This is a genomic window from Frankia sp. ACN1ag, assembly GCF_001414035.1.
Lineage (GTDB): Bacteria > Actinomycetota > Actinomycetes > Frankiales > Frankiaceae > Frankia > Frankia torreyi.
The window spans coordinates 26,680-49,307 of sequence record NZ_LJPA01000044.1 but is presented as its reverse complement, the minus strand read 5'-3'; the positions used below and the strand labels follow the sequence as shown (position 1 = coordinate 49,307).

General features: G+C 76.2%; 15 protein-coding genes and 2 pseudogenes. 5 read left to right on the top strand and 12 right to left on the bottom strand.

All coding sequences use genetic code 11. The annotated features are described in order from the left end of the window. The first annotated feature begins 350 nt into the window (after positions 1-350). Genes UK82_RS27245 through UK82_RS27235 form a run of 3 tightly spaced genes read left to right on the top strand, consistent with a single transcriptional unit; the run spans position 351 to position 2,992 of the window. Positions 351-1,154, top strand: coding sequence for an ABC-2 family transporter protein (locus UK82_RS27245; protein WP_055410163.1), 804 nt, complete (start codon positions 351-353; stop codon positions 1,152-1,154). An 8-nt stretch (positions 1,155-1,162) separates the two neighbouring features. After that, on the top strand, positions 1,163-1,984 hold the full coding sequence (locus tag UK82_RS27240) for an ABC transporter permease (protein ID WP_055410160.1): 822 nt from the start codon (positions 1,163-1,165) through the stop codon (positions 1,982-1,984). A gap of 54 nt (positions 1,985-2,038) precedes the next feature. After that, positions 2,039-2,992, top strand: a complete 954-nt coding sequence (locus UK82_RS27235; RefSeq protein ID WP_055410158.1) for an ATP-binding cassette domain-containing protein — start codon at positions 2,039-2,041, stop codon at positions 2,990-2,992. A gap of 109 nt (positions 2,993-3,101) precedes the next feature. On the opposite strand, the gene UK82_RS27230 is transcribed toward UK82_RS27235, so the two are convergent. Beyond that, complete coding sequence (locus tag UK82_RS27230; protein WP_236706508.1) at positions 3,102-6,164, bottom strand: SpoIIE family protein phosphatase; 3,063 nt, start codon at positions 6,162-6,164, stop codon at positions 3,102-3,104. A gap of 613 nt (positions 6,165-6,777) precedes the next feature. Here UK82_RS27230 and UK82_RS27225 point away from each other — a divergent pair. Further along, complete coding sequence (locus UK82_RS27225) at positions 6,778-7,068, top strand: WhiB family transcriptional regulator (protein WP_044885521.1); 291 nt, start codon at positions 6,778-6,780, stop codon at positions 7,066-7,068. A gap of 124 nt (positions 7,069-7,192) precedes the next feature. Further along, entirely contained in the window at positions 7,193-8,914 is a 1,722-nt protein-coding gene (locus UK82_RS27220) for an NAD(P)/FAD-dependent oxidoreductase (protein ID WP_055410156.1), read from the top strand. Here the strand turns inward: UK82_RS27220 and UK82_RS27215 are convergent. From UK82_RS27215 to UK82_RS27175, 11 genes and pseudogenes are all read right to left on the bottom strand, one after another. Then, positions 8,844-9,812, bottom strand: a complete 969-nt coding sequence (locus tag UK82_RS27215; RefSeq protein WP_044885519.1) for a YafY family protein — start codon at positions 9,810-9,812, stop codon at positions 8,844-8,846. The two genes, UK82_RS27220 and UK82_RS27215, sit on opposite strands and share 71 nt — an antisense overlap. Before the next feature lie 50 nt (positions 9,813-9,862). Then, a pseudogene (locus UK82_RS43455) lies at positions 9,863-10,481 on the bottom strand (tetratricopeptide repeat protein); the annotation flags it as partial. 1 nt (position 10,482) lies between these two features. Continuing rightward, positions 10,483-12,460: TIR domain-containing protein (locus UK82_RS43450; RefSeq protein ID WP_396230657.1), on the bottom strand; the 1,978-nt coding region annotated here is incomplete at its 3' end. A 313-nt stretch (positions 12,461-12,773) separates the two neighbouring features. Continuing rightward, positions 12,774-13,340, bottom strand: a complete 567-nt coding sequence (locus tag UK82_RS27205) for an FHA domain-containing protein (protein WP_044885518.1) — start codon at positions 13,338-13,340, stop codon at positions 12,774-12,776. Continuing rightward, a complete protein-coding gene (locus UK82_RS27200) occupies positions 13,337-14,677 on the bottom strand; it encodes a VWA domain-containing protein (RefSeq protein ID WP_055410153.1) in 1,341 nt (446 codons plus the stop codon). The genes UK82_RS27205 and UK82_RS27200 overlap by 4 nt, the downstream gene beginning before the upstream one ends. Then, a complete protein-coding gene (locus UK82_RS27195) occupies positions 14,658-15,869 on the bottom strand; it encodes a protein phosphatase 2C domain-containing protein (RefSeq protein ID WP_236706507.1) in 1,212 nt (403 codons plus the stop codon). The genes UK82_RS27200 and UK82_RS27195 overlap by 20 nt, the downstream gene beginning before the upstream one ends. Then, positions 15,866-16,949, bottom strand: a pseudogene (locus tag UK82_RS40495) (tetratricopeptide repeat protein); the annotation flags it as partial. The gene UK82_RS27195 and the pseudogene UK82_RS40495, both read right to left, overlap by 4 nt. Position 16,950: 1 nt before the next feature. Next, positions 16,951-18,184: protein kinase domain-containing protein (locus tag UK82_RS40490; protein WP_236706506.1), on the bottom strand; the 1,234-nt coding region annotated here is incomplete at its 3' end. Then, the gene (locus UK82_RS27185; RefSeq protein WP_055410149.1) at positions 18,181-19,566 is read right to left on the bottom strand and encodes a hypothetical protein; all 1,386 of its coding nucleotides are present in this window, start codon (positions 19,564-19,566) and stop codon (positions 18,181-18,183) included. The genes UK82_RS27185 and UK82_RS40490, both read right to left, overlap by 4 nt. Before the next feature lie 565 nt (positions 19,567-20,131). After that, entirely contained in the window at positions 20,132-21,145 is a 1,014-nt protein-coding gene (locus UK82_RS27180) for a glutamate ABC transporter substrate-binding protein (protein WP_236706505.1), read from the bottom strand. A gap of 74 nt (positions 21,146-21,219) precedes the next feature. Next, the gene (locus tag UK82_RS27175) at positions 21,220-22,443 is read right to left on the bottom strand and encodes a hypothetical protein (RefSeq protein ID WP_236706504.1); all 1,224 of its coding nucleotides are present in this window, start codon (positions 22,441-22,443) and stop codon (positions 21,220-21,222) included. Between the last annotated feature and the right edge of the window lie 185 nt (positions 22,444-22,628).

Below are 22,628 nucleotides of genomic sequence, written 5' to 3'. Positions count from 1 at the left end.
GACCGACGACAACATCAACGCCCGGGTCTGGGAAGGCATCCACTTCCGCGGCACCGACATCACCGGCGCGGAACTCGGCCGAAGCGTCGCCTCCTACGACCTCCACCTGCTCGGACTTTCATGACGACCATGCCTGCGAGGGCAGCCACCGGTCTTCGACCAGCTCACCGCGCGCGAACCGGTGGCCCTGGCGCGATGCCGGCTCGGGCTTCCACGTCGCCGGCGGCCTGCGCACACTGACCGGGGCGAGGCCGCGCGGCGCGGGCGGCGCCGCCTGGCCCGGGCGGGGTGCGCCGGGTCGCGTGGGGCGTGGTGCGGCGGACTGGGAGGCGTGGGAGGCGTGGCCTTCGATGCGCGCGACGGCCCGGGTGTACTGGCGGCTGTTGCGGGCGGGGATTCGTCGCCAGTCGGCCTACCGGCTGGCGGCGTTCGGCGGGGTGGCCGCGAACGCGACATTCGGGCTGCTCAAGGTGGAGGTGCTGTTCGCGACGGTGCGCGCGGCGGGCGGCGAGCTGGCCGGATACGACGTCGGGCGGATGAGCACCTACATCTGGCTGTCCCAGGCGCTGCTCGGCTCGGTCAACCTCACCGGCCGGACCGACATCGCTGAGAGGATCAAGGACGGCCGGGTCGCCGTCGACTTCCTGCGCCCGCTGGACGTCCAGGCCGCCGAGATCACGACCGAGGTCGGGCGGGCACTGTTCGCGCTGATCCCGCGGGGGATCCCGATGCTCGTGATCGGCCTGTTCGTCGGGATGGCACAGCCCGGATCGGTCGCGGCGTACCCGCTCGGCGCGGTGAGCCTGCTGCTCGGCATCGTGATCTCCGTCGCGACCGCCTATCTGGTCGGGATCGCCGGCTTCTGGCTGGTGGAGACCCGCGGCCTGCAGGTCTTCTACCTGGTGGCCTCGGGGTTCCTGGCCGGGCTGTTCGTGCCCATCCGGCTGTTCCCGCGCTGGTTGTGGCTCGCTGCCCAGGCGACGCCGTTCCCGTCGATGATGACGTACCCCATCGACATCCTCGCCGGCCGCGTCGGCCTCGCCGGCGCGCTCGCCCTGCTCGCGGCGCAGCTCGCCTGGCTGGCCGGCGTCGGCGGGCTCGGCCAGGCGCTGACCCGCGCCGGCCGGCGCCACCTTGAGGTGCAGGGTGGTTGAGGTGCAGGGTGGCTGAGGGGCTCACTCTGCGAGTCCGGCTGCGTCCCTACCGGGTGGTGCTCGCCGCGCGGGCTAGTTCGCAGACCTCCTACCGGGCGAACTTCGTCCTCGACCTGGTCAGCTCGCTGCTGTCCGCGATCGTCGAGCTGGCTGAGGTCTGGGTGCTGTTTCACGCGGTGACCCGGCTCGGCGGGCTGGAGTTCCACCAGATCCTGCTGGTGTTCGGCCTCGCCGACCTGGCCTTCTCCCTCGCCAGCCTGGCCTTCGGGCACTGCGACAACCTGCCCACGTACCTGCGGGCCGGCACCCTCGACGTGTTCTACCTGCGGCCGCAACCGCTGCTGCTGCAGCTGGTCACCAGCGACATCAGCCTGCGGCGGCTGGCGCGCGCGGCCGTCGGTCTGGCGGCGCTCGGCGCCGGGCTGGCCGTCAACGACGTCGCCTGGGGCGTGGGCGACGTGGCGCTGCTGGTGGTGGCCCTGGTCAGCGGCTGCGCGACGTTCGCGGCGATGTTCGTCCTGGCGGGAGGCATGCAGTTCTTCCTCGTCGACGGGGCGGAGATGACCAGTGCGTTCGTCTACGGCGGCCGCTACGCCGCCACCCAGCCGGCGTCGGTGTGGTCGCGACCTCTCCAGGTGGTGTTCGGATTCTTCTTCCCGATGGCCTTCACCGGTTTCCTGCCGACGCTGCGGCTGCTCGACCTGCCGGCACCCGCGTGGCTGCCGACGTGGCTGGGCTGGTGCGGACCGCTCGCCGCGCTCTGGGCGTGGGCGCTGGCGCTGCTGTGCTGGCACTGGGGTGTGCGGCACTACCGCGGCGGCGGCGGATGAGGCAGACGGCTGCGGCAGACGGCTGAGGCAGACAGCGGATGGAGGAGACGGCGGATGAGCGCGATCGTCGAGACCGCGGGGCTGACCCGGGAGTTCACCGTGCGCGACGGGCCGCGCCGGCGGCGGCTGACCGCCGTCGACGACCTGACCGTACGGATCGAACCCGGCGAGGCGGTCGGCTACATCGGTGCCAACGGGGCCGGTAAGTCCACCACGATCAAGATGCTGACGGGCATCCTGGTGCCCACCAGCGGCACGGTGACCACCTGCGGGCTGCGCCCGGTCAAGGATCGGCGCCGGCTCGCCCGCCGGGTCGGGGTCGTGTTCGGGCAGCGCTCCCAGCTGTGGTGGGACCTGCCGGTGCGCGAGTCGTTCCGGATTCTGGCCGCGATCCACGCCCTGCCCGCCGCCGTCGAGCGTGCCCGCACCGATGAACTGGTCGAGCGGCTCGAGATGGCCGACTTCCTGGCCACCCCGGTCCGTCAGCTGTCCCTGGGCCAACGGATGCGCGCCGAGGTCGCGGCCGCGCTGCTGCACGCCCCCCGGCTGGTGATCCTCGACGAGCCCACGATCGGCCTCGACGTCCTGTCCAAGCAGCGGCTGCGGGAGTTCCTCACCGCCGAGCGTCGTAGCGACGGCACGACGCTGCTGCTGACCACCCACGACATGGGTGATATCGAACGTCTGTGCGACCGCGTCCTGGTCATCGACCACGGCCGGCTGGCCTACGACGGCGACCTGCCCGGCCTCGGGCGGACCACCGGCGCCGAGCGGATCCTCGTCGTCCACCTCGCCGCGCCGTCCCCGGACCTGGTCGGGATCCCCGCGGCCCGCCACCTGTCCAGCGAGGCGCACGGCCTGCGCCAGCGCCTCGCGTTCGACGCGGAGACCACCACCGCCGCCCGCGTGTTCGCGGCGGTCGCGGAACGGGTCGAGGTCCTCGACTTCACCGTCGAGGAGCCCGACATCGAGGACGTCGTCCGCCGGATCTACGCGGCCCGCCGCTGACCGCCGCCGCCCGCCGCTGACCGCCGAAACCCCGAAACCGCCGAAACCGCCGAAACCGCCGAAACCGCCGAGACATGGTCCGCCCACCCCGTGATCGGCCCGGGGACGGTCAGCCCAGGCGGACGGCGAGCAGGGCGGTGTCGTCCTCGGTGTCGGCGTCGCGGCCGAGCGCGGCCAGCGCCCGATCGCAGACCTCCTCGGGGGTGCCGAGCGCCGTGGCTCCCGCCCGGAGCAGCTCCATCCCCTCGTCGACCGGTCGGCGGCGGTCCTCGACCAGGCCGTCGGTGAAGAACAGCAGGGTGCTGCCCGGCTCCACCGTCAGCTCCGTCTCGGGGTAGTCGGGCAGGCCGGCGCTCAGCGGTGGCCCGGGTTCGAGGTGCAGGTAGCGGGCCGGCTGGTGCGGGGGGATCAGCAGCGGCGGCAGGTGCCCGGCGGAGGCGAGGACGAGCCGGCCGTCGCCGGGGTCGAGCAGCGCGAACGCCGCCGTCGCGATCCGGCCCTGCTCGAGGCGGTTGGCGGCCGCGTCGAGCAGGGTGAGCACGGCCCCGGGGCTGGTCTGGGCGACGGCGTGGGCGCGCACCGCGGCACGCAACTGGCCCATCGTCGCCGCCGCGTGGATCCCGTGGCCCATCACGTCGCCGATGACCAGCGCGATCCGGCCGTCGTCGAGGGGCAGGACGTCGTACCAGTCGCCGCCGACCAGGGCTCCGGCGCTGCCGGGCAGGTAACGCCAGGCGAAGGCGAGTCCGGGGATCTCCGGCAGGCGCTGGGGCAGCAGGCTGCGTTGCAGCGTGACCGCGGTCCGGCGTTCCTGCTCGTACTGGCGGGCGTTGCCGATCGCGACCGTCGCTCGGTCGACGAGCTCGGCGACCACGCGTTGCTCGTCGTCGGCGTAGGCGCGGCCCTCGGCGGCGGCCAAGCCGACCGCCGCCACCGGCCGACCGCCGAGCACCATCGGCAGGGCCAGCCGCGTGCCATCCGGGGAACGGGCCGGCCGGCCGGTGCGCAGCGCCTGTGTCATACCCCCGCCGTCCGGGACGCCCCGGCCGCCCAGCCGGCCGCGGATCGGGGCCGCGGTCGGGTCCTGAACCGAGACCGCGGTCGGGCGGTTGCCGGCGGTCGGGCGGTTGCCGGTGGTCGGCAGCGGGTCGGCGCGGTCGGCGACGGCGACGATCTCGACGCCGCCCTCCTCGTCGAACCGGCACGCCGCCGCCCGCCCCGCATGCCACGGCACGAGCAGGGAGACGAGGTGCTCCAGGATGCGTCGGGTGTCCAGAGTGGAGGTGAACAGGTCCGTCGCGGCGGCGAACAGGGCGGTGCGTTCCCGGGCCTCCCGCTCCACGGTGAACAGCCGGGCGCGTTCCAGCGCCAGCGCCGTCTGCGTCGCCAGCGCCTGGACGAAGGCCCGCTCGTCGTCGTCGAACAGGCGGGAGTGGTCGAAGGAGAATCGCAGCGCGCCGAGGGTGCGGTCGCCGACGAACAGGGGCAGCACGCACATCGCCACCGCCGTGGGCTCAAGCTCGGCGAGGTCGGGGTAGCGGGCGTCGCGCTCCCGACGTGACTCCAGCCAGATCGGCTCGCCGCTGCGCAGCGCGTCCGTGGCCGGCAGCCGGTCGTCGAGCCGCTCTGCCCGCAGCGCCGCGATCATGCTCTCCCCGTAGCCGACCGACCCGGGGATGGCCAGCCGGCCGGCGCCCTGCGGGATCATCAGTACCCCGCCGCTGGCGCCGAGCGCCTTCGCGCCCTGCGAGACGACGGCGGCCGCGACCTGCTCCGGGGTGGTCGCCCGGGCCAGGGCGGCGGTGACCCGCTGCAGGCGGGCGGAGCGTTCCGCCGTGCGCTGGGCGGCCACGACCACGTCGAGGGTGTCCAGCAGGTACTGCTCGAAGCCGCGGGTCTGCACGGCGCCCTCGCCGCGTTCGGCGGCGCGCAACTGTTCGACCAGGGAGCCGATGTACCAGCGCCGGAACGCGACATGCTGGGGCGGGGATTCGAGGGTGAGCAGCCTGGCGGCGCGGGCGTAGTCCTCGATCTCCTCCAGCGCCGCCAGGTACTGTTCGGCGTCGGCCGCCGTGCTCAGCGGGAGGACCAGCTCCAGCGGGGTGCGCGGCCGCCCGGCCGACGCGGCCGCCAGCGCCTGCCGTTTGATCGCCTGGCGGGGCCCGGCGAACCGGGTCGTGACCGTCCCGAGCAGTTCGGCCAGCCGCTCGGGCACGGCCGCGCTGGCCCCGGACGCCGCGCCGCCCGCGGCCAGCGCGAACTCGCGGACCAGTCCGTCGACGTGGTGCTTCGCCGCGAGCAGGAGATCGGTGGGCACGTCGCCGAGACGGACGAGATGCCCCGGCGCCGACGTGGGCTGCCCGCCGGCGGACAGGATGATCGTGCCGACGCCGCGCAGGCCGCTCATGCCCCTGATCCCGACCGCGTGCGTCCCGTCGCTGTCCGCGGAATCGCCGCTCTGCGCGGAATCGCCGCTCTGCGCCGAACCGCCGCTCTGCGCGGAACTGCCGGCCTTCGCCGAACTACCGCCCTGGGCCGAACCAGCGGGCCGCCGACGCGTGGGGGGAGTCCGTGGCGGGGGAGTCCGGCCGGTGTTCGAGGCGGCCGGTCTGCCCTCGCCGCCGCCGCTGCCCCCGCCGGTGCCGGCGACCGAGCCGTCGTCGTCCCCGGCGAACTCCGCCCATACGATCTTGCCCGCGGCCACCGGCTGGACTCCCCAGCGGGTGGCCGAGGCGGCGACCAGCGCCATGCCCCGCCCGGTCAGCCCGTCCCCGCCGGCCGGGGGGCGAAGCGGCATCGTCTGGCTGCTGTCGCTGACCTCCACCCGCAGCGCCGCGCCGCCGGTGAGGATCCGCACCTCGATCGGGGCGGCCCCGTGCAGCAGGGCGTTGGTCGTCAGCTCGCTCAGCACCAGTCGGACGTCGTCCACGACCGGCTCCCACCGGGTGCCGGCGAGCATCCGGACGGCCAGCTTGCGCACCTGGTCGGCTCCGCCGGAACGGCCGTCGAGACGCACCGTGGCACGATCGCTGCCGACGGCGGCATCCCCGCCCGCCACGCCGTCCTCGGGGTCACCCCTCTGCCCGGCTGCCCCGGCCGGCTCACCCTCGCCTGACCCGGGCTCGCCGGGCCCGGTGGCGACGGCGTCGCTCACCTCGCTGTGCCTGCCCATCCCGCCGGCCTCCCGTCCGACCGACCACTCCTGATGGCGGCCAACCCTAGATACCGGCCAACCCTGATGGCCCTGACGCGGCGCGACCCTTGACATGGCGCGACCCTTGACGCAACGCGGCCCGGCACCTTGCCTGCCGTTCACTTCTGTGGTTCGCCGCGTCCTTCGGCGAGGTCAAGCATGCCAGAAAAGTCGGTGATGCCCTGGGCGACGCCCCCCGAACCGGCTGCCGGCGGCCCGCCGCCGCCCGTCGGCCGCAGACGAATCGGACCAGGTCAGGATGTCTGACGCACCGTCTCCGGCCGGGCGCGTCGGGATCGTCACGGCAACCGACCGCGGAACCGGACGGCTGGTCGGCGGCGTCCTCCCGGGCCGGCGAGCGGGGCAGGTCTCGGTCTCGTGACGAAGGTCTGCGGCAGGTTTCCGGCGGCGCGCGGGGGAATAGGCACTTCGTGCCGCGAGGCGCCATGTCCGTCGTTCGCCCGGATCGCCCCCGTCTCGGTCGGGTCGGGGCCGGATGGATCGGGGCCGGCGTGTCCGGCCGCCACCTGTCGGATCGCTTCCTGTCGGATCGCTTCCTGTCGGATCGCTTCACACCGGGAGAGGCCGCAACATGCCGGTATCAGCCTCCACGCACCGCACCTGGTCACCCACCGCCGACGTCCCCCCGCTCGCGTCCTGGCGCAGCGCGGGCGCCTGCGGAGCCGGTGATCTCGACCTGTTCTTCGCGCCCGACGGCGTGCCCCGCCGCGAGCGGGCCCGGCGGGAGGCGGCCGCGAAGGCGGTCTGCGCAGGGTGCCGGGTGCGACGGGAATGCCTGCGCTATGCCCTGCGCACGGGCGAGCGGTTCGGTGTCTGGGGCGGGCTGACGGAAGGGGAACGCGCCCGCATAGACCAGCCGTGACGCCGGCGCCCGGCTCCCGGTGGGCGAGCGCAGCCGACCATGACGACCTCGGCGGCATGGCAGACTCGGCGGTGTGACGGATGCGGCGGTGTGACGGACCCGGTGACGTGACGGACGCGGTGACGTGACGGACGCGGTGGTCGTCGGCGCGGGCGTGAACGGACTGGTGGCCGCGAACATGCTCGCCGACGCGGGGTGGGACGTCGTCGTCTGTGAGGCGGCCGGCGTCCCCGGCGGGGCCTGCCGGTCCGCGCAGGTCACCGCCCCGGGTTTCGTCAGCGACCTGTTCAGCGCCTTCCATCCGTTCGCCGCGGCGAGCCCCGCCCTGCGCCGCCTGGACCTGCCCGCTCACGGGCTGGAATGGTGCCGGGCGCCGCAGGTGCTGGCCCATCCCACCCCCGACGGCCGCTGCGCGCTGCTGTCGATGGACCCGGCTCACACCGCGCGGTCGCTCGACGACTTCGCCGCGGGCGACGGTGCGGCCTGGCGGGCGCTGGTCGACCGGTGGGCGCCGCTGCGCGAACCCCTGCTCGACGCCCTGTTCGGCGCACCGTTCCCGCCGCTGCGCGCCGGGCTGCGCCTCGCCCGCCACCTTGGTGCCGCCGACGGGCTGCGCTTCGCCCGGTTCGCCGCGCTGGGCGTGCGCCGCTTCGCCGAGGAGGAGTTCACCGGCGAGGGCGCCGCCCTGCTGTTCGCCGGCAACGCCATGCACGCCGATCTCGGTCCGGAGACGGTCGGCTCGGCGCTGCTCGGCTGGCTGCTGACCATGCTCGGGCAGGACGTCGGCTTCCCCGCGCCGCGCGGCGGGGCCGGGCAGATCCCCGAGGCGCTGGTCAACCGCCTGCGCGAGCGCGGTGGCCGGCTGCGCACCGGAGCGGCGGTGCACGCCGTCGAGGTGTGCGGCGGGCGGGCCCGCGGCGTCCGGCTGGCCGACGGCAGCGTGCTGCCGGCGCGGCGCGCGGTCATCGCCGACGTCGACGCGGTGTCGCTGTACCGGAACCTGGTCGGCGCCGGGCACCTGCCCGCCCGGCTGCTCGACGACCTGACCCGCTTCCAGTGGGACCACGCCACCATCAAGATCAACTGGGCGCTGTCCGGGCCGATTCCCTGGGCGGACCCGCGGTGCGCCCAGGCCGGCACCGTCCATCTCGGCGGCACCCTGGACGATCTGAGCCGCACCGCGGCGCAGCTCGCCCGCGGCCTGGTGCCCGCCGACCCGTTCTGCGTGCTCGGGCAGATGACCACGACCGATCCCACCCGCTCGCCGCCGGGCACCGAGAGCGCCTGGGCCTACCTGCACGTCCCCCAGCTTCCGCGGGGCGACGCCGGGGGAGCGGGCATCGCCGGGCCGTGGAACGACGAGGCGGTGGCGCGCGTCGTCGAGCGGGCCGAGCGCACCGTCTCCGCGGCGGCCCCCGGGTTCGCCGCGCGGGTGCTGGCGCGCCACGTGCAGTCGCCGGCCGACCTGCAGGGCTCGGACGCGGTGCTGCGCGGCGGGGCCGTGCACGGCGGGACCGCCGCGCTGCACCAGCAACTCGTCTTCCGTCCGGTGCCGGGGCTCGGCCGACCCGAGACCCCCGTCACCGGGCTGTACCTGGGCTCGATGTCGGCCCATCCGGGCGGCGGCGTGCACGGCGGCCCGGGGGCGCTCGCCGCCCGCGCCGCGCTGCGGGCGGCCGGCCCGTTCGGCCCGGTGCAGCGCGCCACCGTCGCCGCGCTCAACCGACGCCTCTACGCCCCGTCCCGCCCGACGGCTCCCGCCGGCCCAGGCGCCCCTACTCGGCGGGAGCCGCCGACGGCGCCGAGCGGAGGAACAGCTCGCCCATCGCCCGGACGCGGTCGGTGAGCTCCGCCGGCTCGACGATCGTGAACGGCGCGCCGACGGCGCCAAGCACCATCGCGGGCCAGGCCAGCGAGTCCACCTCCATCCGCAGCCGGCACGAGCCGCCGTCGACCTCCGCCACGCTGCCCCACCCGCCGACCACCCGCGCGACCTCGGCGGCCGGCGCGGCGACATCGACCAGGACCTGCTGGCGGATCCCGGCGCCGGCGACGGCGCGCTGGACATACGCCGCCGCGTCCCCGCCGGGCGGCTGGCGCGGTCGCACTCGCCGGCCGGTGGCGGTGGGCTCGGCGAGCCGATCCACCCGGAAGGTGCGCCAGTCGTCCCGGTCGAGGTCGAAGGCGACCAGGTACCAGCGCCCGCCGAGCGCGACGAGGCGGTGCGGTTCGACGCGGCGCCGGCTGCGCTCCCCGGCCCGGTCGGTGTAGTCGAAGCGCAGCTCCTCCTCGGCCCGGCAGGCCAGCGCGATCGCCGTGAGCAGCCCGGCGTCGAGCGTCGGGCCGCCCCACGGCGCGGGCGTGGTGAAGGCGGCGACCGCGTCGACCTGTCGGCGCAGCCGCGGCGGCAGGAGCTGGACGATCTTCGCCAGGGCCCGTACCGACGTCTCGCCGACGCCCGTCACCGCCCCCGCGGCCGCGGTGCGCAGCCCCACGGCGACGGCGACGGCCTCGGCGTCGTCGAGCAGCAGCGGCGGCAGGGCCGCGCCGGCCCGCAACTGGTAGCCGCCGGCCACCCCGCGGGTGGCCTGGACCGGGTAGCCGAGCTCACGCAGCCGATCGACGTCGCGGCGCAGCGTGCGGGGGCTGACCGCGAGCCGTTCGGCGAGCTCGCCGCCCGGCCAGTACCGGTGCGTCTGCAGCAGGGACAGCAGCCGCAGCATCCGGGCGCTCGTGTCCGCCATCGCCTCGCCGCTCCCGCTCCCGCGCCGCTCCTGCGCCGCTCCGCCCGGCGTCAGGATGCCATGCCACCATCCGGGTGCGGGCGGGGACGGCGCACCGCGCGGTCGGTCCGGGCGCGGGTGGCGGCGAACTGGCGGCGCCAGCGGCCCAACGCCTCCTCGAACAGCTCCTGCGCGCCGCGGTAGTCACCGCTCGCCGACAGGCTGGCGGCCAGGCTGTGCGTCGAGGCCAGCGTGTCGGGATGGTCGTCGCCGAGCAGGCGCCGGCGGCGGGCCAGCACCTCCTCGGTGAGCCGCCGGGCGGACTGGAACTCGCCGAGATCGTCCAGGGTGCTCGCGAGCCGGCTGGCGAAGGCGAGGACGTCGGGATGGTCGTCGCCGAGCAGCCGGCGCAGCCGGGCGAGCACGTCCTCGTCGAGCGCGCGAGCCGTCCGGAACTGGCCGAGCCCGCGCAGGACGCCGGCCAGGTCGGTGGTCGTGTCGAGGGTCTCGGGATGGTCCTCGCCGAGCAGGCGGCGCCGGCGGGCGAGCACGTCGTCGAGGAGGGTCCGCGCGTTCCACCGGTCACCGAGGGCGCCGAGGCGCCCGGCGAGCTGGTGGGCGCGGGCCAGGGTGTCGGCGTGGTCCTCGCCGAGGGCCGCCCGGGACCGGGCGACCGTGTCGGCGAGCAGGNCGTGGGCGGCCTCGTGCTCGCCCAGCTCCCACAGCACGATCGCCAGGTTGGCGGCGGTCGCGAGGGTGTCCGGGTGGTTCTCGCCGAGGAAGCGCAGCCGTCGGGCGAGGGTGTCGCGCTCCAGCTCCCACGCGGCCTCCCGCTGCCCGACCGCGAGCAGGGCGACGGCGAGGTTGTTCGCGGTGGCCAACGTGTCGCGATGGTCCGGGCCGAACCGTCCGAGGTTGCGGCGATACAGGTCGCGGGCGAGGTGCTCGGCCGCGGCGTAGGCGCCCCGGGCGTACAGGTGGGAGCAGTGGACGTCCGCCCAGGCGTGGAGCTGGTGCGGGTCGTCGGGATCGTCGAGGGTGTCCAGCGCCGCCAGCAGGTGCGGGACGACAGGCGCCTGGGCCGACCAGGTCGGCCGGTCGGCCGGGCTCTGGGCATACGCCGCCGCGAGCAGCCGTCCGGCGAGGTCGCCGAGCTCGCGGCGCCGACGCGGGGTCAGTCCCGCGGCGACCGCGTCGCGCACCAGACCGGGCAGGGCGATGCTGTCCCCGGCGCGCCGGGCCAGGCCGTGGTCGACGGCGACCGCGACGATCCGATGCAGGTCACGCTCGCCGTCGCCGCGGCGCTGGCGGTGGGTGGGCCCGATCCGCCCTCGGCGGGACGGCGGCCTGCCCGCGCGTAACAGGGACAGGGGCACCGGTGCCGGCGCGAGCAGGGCGCACAGCTCCAGCAGCCGCACGGTCGCCGGTGCCGACTGGGCGTACCGCTGCTGGAACAGCGTCCAGCACAGCTCGACCGGGGCGTGGCCGTCCCGGCCGGTGAGGAGGTCCCGCGGGTCGCGATCATCCTGGGCGAGCAGTCGGGCGGCCAGCCCCACCGCCAGCGGCTGGCCGGCGAGCCGGGCGGCGATGGCGTCGGCGACACCGGGGTCCAGGTCGGGTCGCCGGACGGTCAGCAGGGCGACGGACCGCTCGCGGGGCAGGGGCCCGACCTCGACCGCCGGCACCGGATCGCCGCGCCGCGCCGTCCCGTCGGCGTCGACCAGCAGCAGGTGGCCCGATCGGGCCGGCAGCGACTGGTCCAACCACCGCCACAACCCCGATGCGTCGCGGGCGTCGTCGAACACCAGCAGCCAGCGGTCACGCCGGTTCAGCTCGGCCAGGACGGCACCGATCGTCGCATCGACGCCGGCGCGGGCCGGCAGTCCCAACGGCCCGGCGAGCGCGGCGAGCTGCTGGCCGAGCAGCGGAAGCTGCCCCGCGTCCAGCCACCGGACCAGTCCGTACCCCGAGGCGTGCCGGTGGGCGTAGTCGACCGCGAGCTGGGTGCGTCCGCTGCCGGCGGGGCCACGAAGCACGACGGCCGGCACCGGGCCGCCCGTCAGGGCCCGGCGGACCTGGCTCAGCAGCGTCCCGCGCTCGACGGCCCACCGATCCCGGCGCGGCACGTTCCACCCCGCGGGCAGTAGGGGCGGGAAGGGGGCGACGGGCGCGTCGGGACCGGGCTGCGCCGGGAAGGGGGCGACGGGTGTGGCGGGACCGGGCTGCGCCGGGCGGGGGGCGCCGGGCGGGGCGACGGCGTCCAGGAGCCGCCGGGTGGCGGCGGCCTCGTCGACGCCGAACAGGTCGACGCGATGGACGGTCGCCAGCATCTCGGGGACCGGGCCGTCGGCCACCCGGAGCAGCAGCAGGGGCCGCGTCGCCAGCACCGCGGCCCATTCCAGCGTGCACCAGGGGGCCTCGAACAGGGCCGGGGAACAAACGACCAGGACGCGTTCCGCCCGCGCCACCTCGGCGCCGATATCGGAAACGGCGTACTCCCCACCGGGCGATTCGGAAGGCTGTACCCGCACCGTGCGGCCGGCGGCCTCGAGAATGTCGGTGATCCAGGCGAACCAGTTCTCGTCCGGACCGGCGTGCGAAAGGAATAAGTCGGTGCCCGGCTGGGCGGTACCGGCGGCGTCGACCGCGAAAGGTCGGGTAGATCGCACGACGACAGAGCCTGCCAGAAAAGGACATGGCGATTCACCCCCCGCGGCTGTGACCTACGGCGGCCGAGGGTCGGCCGGCACAACGACGTAAAAACAAATTCCCGTCGCGCGCGATGCCCGGCCGGAAGTTTTCCGGAAGCCGGCTGATGGGAAATACACCGTAGGTGACGCCGCTCGGCGGCGGCGAATGGCAATGGGTGAAACCGTAACAAATTCCTACCCCTTCGGTCAGGTCCGGGGGAGGGGACGTGCCGCCCGCCTCGCCCGGCTCGGACCGTCAGGGCCACCGGGGCCGGCGCGGCGGTCGGGGGCGCTACCGGTGGTGGACCGTGATCCGGGTCCAGGAGCCGAGGTACACCCGGTCGCCGTCGTCGAGCGCGACGGCGCTGCCCGGCGTCAGGCGGACCAGGTGCCCCGGGTCCGGGCCGACCCAGGTGCCGTTCGACGAGCCCAGATCGGTGACGCGCAGGGAGCCGTCCGCCAGGAGTTCCAGCGCGGCGTGGGAGCGGGAGACCCCGGGATCCCCCGGGTCGCCGGACAGGTCGATGCCCGGCGGGGTGCGCTGGCTGCGGCTGCGCCGACCGACGACGGTCCGCGAGGCGGTCAGCTCGACGGTCGCCGGACGGGACCGCTCGGGAAAGGCGGGCGCCCCGGCGTCGTCACCCCGCTCGAAGAACGCACGGTCGACGGAGATCCGCGCGCTCCAGCTCCCGGCCCCGCCGCCGGGCGTGTTCGCACTCGGCGGCGGCGCGACGCGCAGGGGCACGGCCCTCGCCGGCAGCGGGCCGGTGCCCGTGGCGAAGTTGTGGTCGCAGGCCGGGCAGTGCGTCCCCGCTGCGCGGCGCGGGCACCCGCAGAGCGGGCAGGTCTCCCGCCTCACCGCTTCGCGGGAACCGTCAGCGTCGAACCGGCGTCGAGGTCCATCTCGTCGAGCTTCTCCACGTCGCGGCGCAGCCGCACCGAGCCGGTGACCGGGTCGTCGATCTCGACGACCTTGCCGAGTCGGTCCAGCGTCGCGCCGTCGTCGGCCGCGGCGGCGATCTGGGCCGCCCGGCCCAGCAGCGTCACGGCGCTGACCTCGTCCCCGGCGCGGCGCGCGGCGAGCCCGTCCTGCACCGCGCGGGCGAGTTCCGCCTGCCCGGTGTAATGGGCGACGACGCCGTCGATGCGGGTCGACAGCTCGGCGTCCTCGGTCCACACCGCGCGGACGCGGGCCTGCGTGACAACCTCGCCGCCGACGACCAGGCTCACCCGCGCGGCGAGCCGCTCGTCGCCGACGTCGGCCGGCGGCACGTCGACGCACAGGTGGTACTCGCGGGTGCCCGCCGCCCACGCGCCGGTCGGATGATCCCGGGTGAACGGGTTCACCTCGACCGCGCGCAGCATCAGGTCGTCGACCTCGGGGGAGACCTGGCGCAGGAAGCGGGTGGTGGAACCCTTCGGCGTCCACACCCGCAGCGCGACGTCGGCCACGCCGCGGGCGAGCGCCTTGGCGACGAGGGCGCGGAAGTCGTCGGCCATCTCGGCGGGCTCGCGCAGCAGCGACACGGTGCCGAGCAGCCGGGTGGAGATCTGGCGCAGCTCGTCGACCCGCCAGTCGGCGCCCACCCCGCGGCAGTCGCACTGGAAGGCGCCCTCGCACGCGGCCAGCGCCGCCTCCAGCGCCCGCGCGCTCTCGCCGTTCTGCCCGTCGGTGAGCAGGATGGCGTGGTGGATGGCATCCGGGCGCGACGCCATGAGCTGCGCGGTCAGCCGCAGCCAGCGGCCCATCGCGGTGCCGCCGTGCGGCCGCAGCCGGGCGACCGCCCGGCCCGCGGCCGCCCGCGTCTCGGCGCTCGCCGTCACCAGCTCCCGGCGCTCCGGATAGACCACCTGCGCCTGCTCGGTGCCCTCGACCACGGCGAACGCGACGCCGTCCGGCAGCGCGTCGATCGCCGCCCGCGCCGCCCGCCGCGCCTCGATGATCTTCGATTGCGGGTACTCCATGGACCCGGAGCAGTCCAAGATGATCACCTCGGCGGCGCCGGGGGCGTCGCCGGCGCCCACCGCGGCCGCCGGCCGGCCGGTGCTGGGGCCGGCATCGGCGACGACACCGGCGACGACACCGGGCGCGGCGGCGGCCTCGTCGCGGGCGGCCACGGTGATGACCGCGTGCACCTCGCCGGAACCCTCCGCGAGGAACTCGTTCTGGCTGACCTCACAGGTGAAGGTGATCATCCTTGCTCCCCGGGATATCGATGACGATCACGGTGATGTTGTCGCCTCCGCCGCGGGCGAGGGCCACGGTCGTCAGGTGGCGGGCGACCGCGAGCGCCGGCGCGTCGGTCGGCAGCTCGGCGATCCGATCGGCGAGGGCACCCGCGGCCGAGAGGTAGTTCCACAGCCCGTCGCTGCACAGCACCACCCGTCCCGGCCCGTTCAGGGCCGTCGCGGCGACGCGGGGGACCGCCGACGCGCTGCCCGTGCCGATCCAGTGGGTGATCGTGTGGGCGCCGGGGCCGGTCTCGGCCCGCTCCGGCGGCAGCAGGCCGGCCCGCACGGCCTCCGCGGCCAGCGTGTCGTCCGCGGTGAGCAGCCGCGCGCCGGACCGGTCGATCAGGTAGGCCCGGCTGTCGCCGAGCCAGCCGACCGTCAGCCGGCCCGGCGTCACGATGGCGGCCACGAAGGTGCACGCGGGCGCGTCGTCCGGACCGCTGATCGTCGCAACGGCGCTGCGCTGCGCGGTCGCGGCGGCCGCCCGCAGGGCGCTCGCCTGCCAGCGGGCGGTGTCCCCGCCGGGCGGCACCGGGCCGGGACGAGAACCGAGCGGGCGGGTGTCGCCGCTGTCGCCGCTGTCGCCGGTGCTGTCGCTGCTGGTGCCGCCGGGGTGGGGCGGCGTGGCCGGCGGCGCCGTCAGCATGCCGGCAAGCTGCGCGAGCAGGTCGACGGCGTCGCGCGCCGCCCGCACCGCCGCCGGTCCCGACCCCGGGGCCGTCGACACCCCGTCGCAGACGACGGCGAGCGTCGCGGCCGGCCGGTCGTCGACGGGCCCGGCGAGGACACGCAGCGCGAAACCGTCCTCGTTGGTCCGGTGCACCAGGCCGCGGTCGGACACCCCCGCGGCGCTGCCGAGATCGAGATCGGCCCGGTCACCGGGCGGGTCTCCCGGACGCAGCCCGGTGCCGCAGCGTTCGCAGAACCGGTCGTGCGGGAAGACGACCGCCGCACACGCCGGGCACCGCCCGGCATCCGGGGTCCCCTCGACACCCGGGATTGCTCCGGCGCCCGGGGTTCCCTCGACACCCGGGATTGCTCCGGCGCCCGGGGTTCCCTCGACACCCGGGATTGCTCCGGCGCCCGGCGATCCCTCGGCATCCGGCGTTGCGCCGGCGGGCGTGGCGCCCGGCTGCGGGCGCTGCTCCGTGGTCACACCAGCGTCCGGGGACGGACGCCGTTGGCGAGATCGACCAGGGCGTACCGTTCGTCGGGCGTCGCGGCCAGGCGGGCCAGCGTCCGGTAGGCGCGTTCCAGGCCGAGCCGCAGCGCGGCGGGCCGCAGCGCCGACCCGGCGACGTTCACCTGGGGGTCCGCCGCCACCGCGCCGGAGGTGACCAGGTCGAGCGCGCCGGCCAGCAGGTCTCGGGTGAGGGTCGCCCGGGCGGCCGGGGCGAGGTCCAGATCGTCGAGGATCGTCGACGCCGCCAGCAGGCCGGCCCGGTCCGGGGCACCCGCGGCGGTGACGGTGCCGAGCACCCGGGCCAGGCGCACCCGCGCCTCGACGTGGGCCGCCGACGCCGGCGGCACCCGCCGGTAGGCCTGCGCGGCGCCGTCGCGGTCACCGGCGGCGAGGCGGACCCGGGCCAGCCCGAACGCGGCGCTGGTGAACGTGTCGTCGGTGCGCGAGACCAGGTCGTAGAGCTCCTGCGCCCGGGGCAGGTCGCCGCCCGCCTCGGCCGCGCGGGCCAGCGCCAGTTTCGGCGCGAGCTCGCCGGGCACCTCGCCGTACACCCGCTCGAACGCCGCGACCGCCCCCGCCGCGTCACCCTCGGCGAGCAGCAGCAGGCCGCGTTGCCAGTGCGCCCGCCAGGCGAAGGGGTCCTCGGCGGCCACCGCGTCGAGCAGCGCCCGCGCCGCGTCGTGCTCGCCGAGCCGGGTCCGCAGGTCGGCCAGGCGCAGCCGGGCGCCGACGCTGCCCGCACCCATCGCACCGAGCAGCTCGGCGAGCTGGCCGGGGGCGACGTCGGGCAGCGCGGCGAGCGCCGCGGCCGCGGGATCGTCCGGATCGGGCAGCAACGCCGGGAGCAGAGTCGGCAGCAGCGCCGAGGGCACCGGGTCGACCGGCTCCCCGGTGGGGTGGGCGTCACCGGTGAACCGTGCGCTGCGGGCCGGTATCGGGGTGCCCCGCTGCGCGGCGACGATCTCCCGCAGGACGCCGAGCAGTTCGCCGTGCATCTCCTCGGCGCTGGCGAAACGCTGGTCCGGGTCGAGCGCCGTGGCCTTGACCAGCAGGNGGTACAGCGACTCGTGCCGGGCGAGCACCGGATGGCCGGACGCCGGCGGCAGGGTGTGCCGGTAGGTCGAGGTGTTGCCGCGGAAGTCGAGGACGAGGGTGGCCAGCGTCCGGCCCACCGTGTACAGGTCCGAGGCCACCGACGGGCCCTCGGTGGGTACCTCCGGCGCCTGGTAGCCGAGCGTGCCGTAGACGGCGCCGTCGTGGTCGTCGATCCGCCGCACCGCGCCGAGGTCGATCAGCCGCACCGCGTCCCGGCCGACCATCATGTTGTCCGGCTTGAAGTCGCAGAACACCAGACCGTTGCGGTGCAGGTAGGCGAACGCGGGCAGCACCGCGAGCAGGTAGGCGACGGCCTCGGCCACCGGCAGCGGGTCGGGCCGGCCGGCGGCGGCCCGCCGTCGGCGCAGCACCTCGCGCAGCGACGTCCCGCCGACGTACTCCATCACGATGTAGCCGGTCCCGGCATGCTCGACGAACGTGTAGATCTTCACGATCGCCGGATGGTCGACCGCGGCCAGGAACCGGCGTTCGGCTATCGCCGCGGCCTGGGCGTGCCGGTCGCCGGAGTCGAGCAGCCCCTTGAACACCACCCAGAAGTCCCCGCCGACGCCGTGGTCGCGGGCCAGGTAGACCCAGCCCTGCCCGCCGTGGGCGAGGGCGCCGGCAATCTCGTACTGGCCGACGCGGTCGCCGGGCCGCAGCGCCGGGCGGAACGAGTACGGCTGCCCGCAGCCCGCGCAGAATCCCTCCGCCAACGGCGGCTGCCCCCCGCGCGAGCGGCCGACCGGCTCACCGCAGCGGGCGCACAGCCGTAGCCGCTGCGGCAGCTGGGGGTCGGCGAGCAGCAGCGACGTCGGATCGGGCAGCTCGATCTCGGGCACGCGCACCAGCCCGGCGCCCAGCCGGTCGGGCGCGCTGTGGCTCCCCGACCCGCGCCGGGACCGCCGCGAGGCGGAGGCCCCCGTCGACGCCGAGTCGCCGGTCCCGCCGGATGTGCCGGACGCGTGGGTTCCGCCGGACGCGCCGGTGCTGCCGGTTCCGCCGGTTCCGCCGGACGGGTGGCCGGACGGGTGGGTCGCACCGGTCACGCCGCCGGCCGTCGTCGCCGCGGCGGGACGGCCGTCGGCAACCGCGAGGCCGGGCGGCCGGTAGGCGAGGCCGGTGATCGTGCAGTAACCGTCCTCGATGACGCCCTCACAGTCCGGCTCGGGACACCGGATCGCCTCGGTCATGCATGCTCCTCGGATCGGGCGGGGTATCGGGCGGGCGCGGCTGCCAGCAGGGCGTCCGCGTAGGCGCGGACGAGCTTCTCGGCCCGGTCCAGGTCGATCGGGGCCGATCCCAGCGCGGCCAGCGCGGGGGCGTAGCGGGCCTCCACCGCGGCGGATTCACCCAGTCCGGTGCGCCCGGCCTTGGCTCGCAGCGCGCGCAGCAGCCCGCGCAGCTCGTCGCGGCGGCGCACCGGCGCCGCGTTCGCCTCGGCGATCGCCGTCGCCGTCGCCAGCGTCGCCTGGGCGGTGCGCCGCCAGGCCGGCAGGCCGTAGGCGACCAGCCGCCAGTCGCCGGCCTCGCCGGCAGCGGTCAGCCGGTCCAGCCACGGCCGCAGGCCGCGCCGCGGCGCGTCGAACCACCCGTCGGACAGCCGCAGCAGGCCGTCGGCGTGGCCGCTGACCCGCTCGACGACCTCCCGGGCACGGCGCTCGCCGACCTGCGCGGCCGCGACGACCTGCGCCAGCAGCGCGTCGGCCGCGGCAAGGTCCGCGGCGAGATGGTCGTGTGCCCGCGCGAGCGCGGCGACGGCGTCGAGGGCCGGGGCAAGCGCGTCGCCGACCGCAGCCAGCAGCTCCGCCGGCACGTCGAGCGGGTCGGCGGCCACCGCGACCTGGGCGAGCGCCAGCGCCGCGCGGGCCGTCGCGAGCGCCGGAACCTCGTCGTCCACGACCCAGCCGTCGGCCTCGGACCCGCTTGCGGCCACGGACCCGCCGCCGTCCACGGACCCGCCGTCAGCTACGGACACGTCGTCGTCCACGGACCCGCCGTCGGCCTCGGCGCCGCCCGGGCCGGCGCTCCTCGGGCCGGCGCCGGCCAGGGTGAGCCCGAGGCGGTGCGCCGTTGCCTGAGCCTCGCCGAGTTGCCGGCCGAGCGGTGCCAGCGCCTCGCGGTGCGTGGCCCGTGCCGCGATGATCTCGTCGGCGGCGGCGCGTAGGGCGCGGACGTTGGCGAGCGCCTCGTCGAGACGGCGCTGGGCGGGAATCTGGGCGGGACTGTCGTGCCCCGCGGCCGCGTCCACGGCGCCGGCCGGGCGGTCACCGTCGGGCTCGGCGTCCAGCAGCGCGGCGAGCCGGGCGGTGCGCCGGGCGCCGAGCCGTGGGCCCTCTCCCCGTTCGGCCGCGGCGGCGGTGAGCAGGTCGTTGAGTGCGGCGTGGGTCTCCCAGAGGCCCACCAGGCGGCGGCGGGCGTCGGCGGCGATCTCGGCGGTGCGTCCGCGCAGCCGCGGCGGATCGCCGAGGTGCCGGTCGATGACGGCGTCGAGGTCCAGCAGCTCCGCGGCGAGCTGCGCGCTGCCGGAGCGCAGCCTGGTCAGGGCCGCGTCGACGTCCGAACGGGTGCGCATCGCCGGTCACGCCCCCCGCGTCGACGCGAGCGATCCCGCTGCCCGCCGCGGCCAGGGCCGGGCGGGTCGGGCGTGCCGGGCGGAACGTGGTGTGCGGGCGCCGGTGAGGCGCGCGGATCCGGCCGCCCGTGGCGCGCGACTCGCCCCCGCGGCATCAAGCATGCCCGCCATGCCCTGAGTACCACCGCCCCGATCGTCCGTTTCGCGACCGTCCCGGCCTCGCCGGGACGCCCGCGCCTGCACCGCCCTGAGCCGCGGCGGTCAGGGCGCCTGGGGCGGTCCGACTCCGCGGGATGGCTGATCGTAAATCGGCCGAGCACCTTCCGTGGGGCGATGTCGCCTTATCGTCACCTCGCCCGGCTCACGGTGCCGGCATGCTAGGCGGTCCGGACCCGGGAGCAGGGCGAATCCGGCCGGCCTGGGAAGAAGTAGTGAGGGCGACCCGCCTTCGGCGTCGCGGCGGGACCGGCACCGTCGGGGGNGGGCGCAGCCCCGGCAGCCGTCGCTGGACCAGCACGGCCGGCCCTGCCTCGCGCCGCCTGGAACACCGAGCCGAGCCGCCGCGTCACCCGCCGTCGGTGTAGCGGGGGACCGGCACCGCCGGGGGTGGGCGCAGGGCCGGCAGCCAGTGTCGGACCAGTGCGGCCCAGGTGCCGTCGCGCAGCACGTCGGCGAGCACGCCGTTGACGAAGCGGGTCAGCTCCGGATGGCCGCGGGCGACGCCGATCGCGTCCGGCTCGTTGGACAGTCCCGGGCCGACGAGGTGGACCCGGGGATCCTGCGCCGCCATGCCGGCGAGGACCGCGCTCGTCGTCGTGATCCCCGCGACCTGGCCGGACTGCAGCAGCACGAGGCAGTCGGCGATGTTCGGCACGGTCCGCACCAACGGGTGCGACGGCGCCCGGCGCAGGGTGTCCACCGTGGTGGTCCCCGCCGCGGTGCACACCGGCTGCCCCCCGAGGTCGTCGAGGCCGCGGGCGGGCGAGTCGAGGGGGACCAGCACCCGCTGCGTCTCGTACCAGTAGACGGTGGAGAAGTCGATCTGGCGGCGTCGCTCGCAGTTCGTCGTCATGGTCGCGACGACGATGTCGACGTCTCCACGTTGCAGCACCGGGATGCGCTCGGCGTAGGTCGTCGCGCGGAACCGCACGTGCCCGTCCGCGCCGAAGATCGCCCGGCCGATGCGGTTCGCCAGGTCCACGTCGAAGCCCTCGAACTGCCCGGTGAACGCGTTGATCGAACCGAACGGGGGGACGTCGGCGAGCACCGCGGCCCGCAGGTAGCCGCGGTGCTGGATCGTCGCGAGGAACGTGCCGGCCGGCATCGCGCCGGGCGCCGGGGGCACGGGCGGTGGCCGCAGACTGGCCTGCGGATCGTCGCAGCCTGCAGCGCCGCCCGCCGGTGCCGGGGCGCCCGGTGCCGGGGCGCCCGTGGCCGGCGGGGACGCGGCGGCCGTCGTGACCAGCGGCCGTGCCTGCGCGGGAAGCCCCGCGTCGACGGTCGCGCAGCCGGCGCCGGCGAGGGCCAGCAGCACCGCGACGGCCACCGCGATGACCCGCGGCAGCATCATGGGGGTCATGGGGGTAATAGGGGTCATAGGGGTCATGGAGGTCGTGGTGATCGGGGTGATCGGGGTTTTCGGCATGACGGCGGCTACCGATAGTCGTTGATGCGGAGCTGGATACCGACGAGGGCGAGGGCGGCGGCGAACAGGAGGGCCGCGGTGACGGCCAGCGGCAGCGTGTCCAGGGCGTCGTCGGCGGCGGCGAGCCGCTGCTCGAACCGACCGCGGCTGGCGTCGAACACCACCGTCGACGCGGTGTCGAATCGTCGGAAGGCGTCGGTGCCGCCGCCCTGAGCCAGGGCGACGGCCTGCTGGAACCCGCCGACCTCGGCGACGAGCGCGCGGACCCGCGCCGCGCTGGCCTGGTAGGCCTGCCAGGCGGGCGCGAGCGCGTCGCGGGCGGGCCGGTCCGGGCCGGGCAGCGCCGCGGTCGTCGCGAGCAGCCCGGTGCGGGTCGGCCGGGCCTGGGGGTCGTAGCCCAGCCGGGCGCTGACGGCGTCGGCGTCGGCGTCGAGGTCCGCGCCGTTGCCCCGGGAGATCAGCGACAGGCTTTCGTCGCCCCAGGCGCGCAGCGCGAGTACCCGGGCCTGCGCGGTCATCGTCATCGGCACGTAGCCGTCGTCGCGGCTGTCGAGCAGGCGGGCGCGCTGCACCCCGAACGCGGCGATCGTCCACCCGAGGGCGATCGTGGCGAGCAGCGTCGCCGCCACCAGCGCCGGGTTGAGGATGCGGTTGGTCCGCCGGAACAGTCGGATCTGCAGGGCGATCAGCACGGCGAGCGTCGCCAGCCCGGCGACGGCGACCACCACCGGGTGGTAGGCGCGGCTGGCCTGCCGGTAGTCGCGGTCGATGCGGTCGGCGGCCGCGGCGGCGAGGCGGTCGGCGGCCGGCAGGATCGTGCCCTGCATCAGGCTGGACGCCGCCCGCTGGTAGGCGCCGCCGACGACGAGGCCGAGCCGGTTGTTCGCCCGGGCCCGTTCCACCTCGCCGGTGTAGACGGGCAGCCGCTCGGTGAGCACGGTCAGTGGCTCCCGCGGCCCGCCCGCGCGGGCGAGGTCGACGATCCGCTCGCTCGCGTCGGCGATGGCCCGCTGGTAGGCCGCGCGCTGGTCGGGGGGCTCGACGCCGCCGGCGAGGAAGGCCCGCGCCGCCGCGGCGTCGGCCGCCGAGAGGTCGGCGTGCAGGCTCTGCGCCGCGATGAGCGACGGACCGCTGTCAGTCCGCAGCGAGTGCAGCGCCTGCTGGCGGGCCCGCACGGTGGTGAAGGCCGCGACCCACAGGACGAGCAGGCCGACCGTCACGATGATCGACAACAGCCGCAGCCGGCCGGGCGGGGTGGCCGTGCGGCGCCGCAGCCCGCGGCGCCCGGGCGAGCCGCCCCTGCCGCCGCCCGTCCCCGGTCCGCCGGCCGATCCCGATCCGCTGGCCGCCCCCAAGGTGCCGCTCGTCCCCGGCCCGCCGGCCGATCCCGATCCGCTGGCCGCCCCCAAAGTGCCGC

Coding starts and splice junctions, on each gene's coding strand:
- UK82_RS27245 (WP_055410163.1), top strand. CDS start 351: ATGCGCGCGACGGCCCGGGTGTACTGGCGGCTGTTGCGGGCGGGGATT.
- UK82_RS27235 (WP_055410158.1), top strand. CDS start 2,039: ATGAGCGCGATCGTCGAGACCGCGGGGCTGACCCGGGAGTTCACCGTG.
- UK82_RS27230 (WP_236706508.1), bottom strand. CDS start 6,164: ATGGGCAGGCACAGCGAGGTGAGCGACGCCGTCGCCACCGGGCCCGGC.
- UK82_RS27225 (WP_044885521.1), top strand. CDS start 6,778: ATGCCGGTATCAGCCTCCACGCACCGCACCTGGTCACCCACCGCCGAC.
- UK82_RS27215 (WP_044885519.1), bottom strand. CDS start 9,812: ATGGCGGACACGAGCGCCCGGATGCTGCGGCTGCTGTCCCTGCTGCAG.
- UK82_RS27200 (WP_055410153.1), bottom strand. CDS start 14,677: ATGATCACCTTCACCTGTGAGGTCAGCCAGAACGAGTTCCTCGCGGAG.
- UK82_RS27185 (WP_055410149.1), bottom strand. CDS start 19,566: ATGCGCACCCGTTCGGACGTCGACGCGGCCCTGACCAGGCTGCGCTCC.
- UK82_RS27180 (WP_236706505.1), bottom strand. CDS start 21,145: ATGACCCCCATGATGCTGCCGCGGGTCATCGCGGTGGCCGTCGCGGTG.